A 3004-nucleotide genomic window follows, 5' to 3' on the forward strand; every position below is an offset into this window, starting at 1 on the left:
GCCAGGGCGTCACGCTGGGCCGGGTCACGCACCTTGTCGGGATAGAGCAGGGCCATGGGGTGGGCTTTGATGTGCTGGTTGATGATGAATTCCATCCGCGCCAGACCCACGCCGTCACAGGGGAGCAGGGCGGTTTGAAAAGCCAGCTCCGGATTGCCCAGGTTGACCATGATTTCCGTGGCCGGACGCGCCAGCCTGGTGAGATCGGTGCGGCGCACCTCGAAGGGCACGCGGCCCTCGTAGACCCGCCCTTCGTCCCCTTCGGCGCAGGAGACGGTGACTTCCAGGCCGTCGCTCAACAATTCGGTGGCCTCGGCGGCGCCCACCACGGCAGGAATACCCAGCTCGCGGGCAACGATGGCGGCGTGGCAGGTGCGGCCGCCCCGGTTGGTGACGATGGCGGCAGCCTGTTTCATCACCGGTTCCCAGTCCGGCGTGGTGATGTCCGCCACCAACACCTCGCCGGCCTGGAAACGGGGCAGTTCGCTGACATCGGCGATGCGGCGCACGCGGCCGGCGGCGATTTTCGTTCCCACCGCGCGGCCCCGCACCAGCACTTTGCCCGGGCCGCTGAGGAGGTATTCTTCCAGTTCATTGTGGCGGCGCTGGGAGGCCACGGTTTCCGGCCGGGCCTGTATCAGGTAGATCTCGCCGTCCAGGCCGTCCCTGGCCCATTCCATGTCCATGGGCCGGCCGTAGTGCTGCTCCACTTTGATGGCGTAGCCGGCCAGTTTGAGCACGTCGTCGTCGCCGAGGCAATAGCGCTCACGCTCGGCGCGGGACGTGGGCAGGTTGCGGGTGGTTTCCATGCCGCTGCCGCTGCCGTAGACCATTTTGATTTTCTTGGCCCCCAGCTTGCGCCGCAGTACGGCCCGGTAGCCACGCTCGTAGGTGGGCTTGTGCACGTAAAACTCGTCCGGATCCACCGCCCCCTGAACCACGTTTTCCCCCAGCCCCCAGGAAGCGGTGATGAACACCACGTCGGGGAAGCCGGTCTCGGTGTCCAGGGAAAACATCACGCCGGAGGCACTGAGGTCGGAGCGCACCATTTTCATCACCCCCACGGACAGGGCGACTTTGAAATGGTCAAAGCCCCGTTCCATGCGGTAGTGGATGGCGCGGTCGGTGAACAAGGAGGCCAGACAGCAACGCACCGCCACCAGCAGGGCATTGGCACCCTGGATGTTGAGATAGGTTTCCTGCTGTCCGGCGAAACTGGCGGTGGGCAGATCTTCGGCGGTGGCGGAGGAGCGCACGGCAAGACTGACCTCCTCGCCGTACTCGGCCTGAAGCGTCTCGTACGCGGCTTGAATTTCCGCGGCCAGATCGTCGGGAATGCCGGCGCGGTAGACCATGTCCCGCGCCCGGGCCGCGCGCCGGGCCAGATCGCTGATGTCATCGGGCCGCAGGCCGTCCAGTGTCTCGCGCAGCGCAGGCAAGGCCCCGGCCTGTTTCAAAACATACCAGTACGCCTCGGCGGTAATGGCGAAACCGTTGGGCACGGGCACACCCTGGCCGCGCAGCGCCCGGTACATTTCACCCAGGGACGCGTTTTTGCCACCGACCAGGGCCACATCCTGGAGGGTGAGTGTTTCAAACCAGCGGATGTAGCCGTCTGTTCCCGCCATCTGACTCTCCTTCCCCGCCGGGGGCAGCCGGCTTATTGCACCACTTTGAGCCTGGGCCTGCCCGATTTGGGCGGCTGGTCGCCGGGCGGCTCCGGCGGACCCGCATCGCCTTCGCCGCGAAACATCATGCCCTCACCGTTTTCCCGGGCGTAGATGGCGAGCACCGCCGCGGCGGGCACATGCACGGCCATGGCCTGGCCACTGAAACGCGCGTTGAAGGCCACGTGCTCATTGGTGAGTTCCAGAGCCTGCACGGCGCTGGGGCTGATGTTGAGCACAATCTGCCCGTCGCGCACGAACTGGCGGGGCACCACCACCGCCTCCACCCCCGCGTCCACCAGGATGTAAGGCGTCAGACCGTTGTCCGTAATCCATTCGTACAGGGCGCGGATAAGATAGGGACGGCTGGAAGTCATTCTCGACACGTTAGCACCTTTTCCACGGCGCCCTGCTGTCAGCGCAGGATATGGGTGCGCCGGTCAGGATCGTCAACATTAACCCGGCCGCTCCGCACGGCATCAAAGATATGCTGGAACACCACCCCGGGCGCGCGGCCCGATTCATCGGTGTAAAAGTAAGTATGGCCCACCAGGGAATCGTATTTGGTGTTGACCTCATCGCAGTCGATAGCATAGACGTTGCGGGGCACTGTCCGCATGTCTTCAGGGCCGGTATGACCCAGACGGCGGGACGCCACCTTGTTTTTCAGATTGCTCACCTTGCTGGCGCGCAAAGCCAGGTCATCGGAAGCGTAGTAGACCGCCACGTTGCGGGCGCTCATGGTGATGTAGGCGCCATGACCGCCGCGCTGCAGGGATTCATTGACGATGTCCGCGGCCACCATGAAAACATTGCGGAACAACAGCGGCACCACGCCACCACGGTCGTAACGGCCCCAAACGTTGAGGGTCTCCCGCAACACCCGGTTGCCCATGGAGTGGGCCAGGATGTTGATCCGCTTGAGGCAGGGCGCCATTTCGTTTTCGGGACGGCCGCGCCAGCCCAAGAACTTCTCCATCACCCGGGAAAAGGCGTAAGCGCTGGCATCGGCGGCTTTTTGATCATCCCAGTAGTCCTTGATGATGCCGAAATCATCGTCGCAGGGCCAGATCAGGGGCACCACTTCCACCAGGCCGGGCTGGGCGTAATCAAACAAGGCCTGCAGCCTCTGCACATCGGGGAAAATATGCTTTTCCGGCAGATTGGAAAACCCGTGCAGGTAGATAAGGATTTGTTCGGCGGCGGCCTCCTTGAGGCGCGACATGAAATTCACGCTTCCCAACTCAAGGTAATCACCCTCCCCCCGGCGTTCACAGAAATAAACCGCTTGGGCCGCCAGGGTGTTCTTCAAGTCGAAATCAATGCGGCGGCCCGAC

The 3004-nt window shown here is 63.6% G+C and carries 3 protein-coding genes; all 3 read right to left on the reverse strand.

Going from position 1 to position 3004, the window contains the following annotated elements; all coding sequences use genetic code 11:
- Positions 1 to 1628 (reverse strand): phosphoenolpyruvate synthase (locus tag ENJ19_07835; protein HHM05637.1); only part of this gene is annotated, 1628 nt, incomplete at its 3' end.
- 32 nt (positions 1629 to 1660) lie between these two features.
- Entirely contained in the window at positions 1661 to 2044 is a 384-nt protein-coding gene (locus ENJ19_07840; GenBank protein ID HHM05638.1) for a ClpXP protease specificity-enhancing factor, read from the reverse strand.
- A gap of 38 nt (positions 2045 to 2082) precedes the next feature.
- Positions 2083 to 3004 (reverse strand): alpha/beta hydrolase (locus ENJ19_07845; GenBank protein HHM05639.1); only part of this gene is annotated, 922 nt, incomplete at its 5' end.

It is taken from the genome of Gammaproteobacteria bacterium, from assembly GCA_011375345.1.
In the GTDB taxonomy this organism is placed as follows: domain Bacteria; phylum Pseudomonadota; class Gammaproteobacteria; order DRLM01; family DRLM01; genus DRLM01.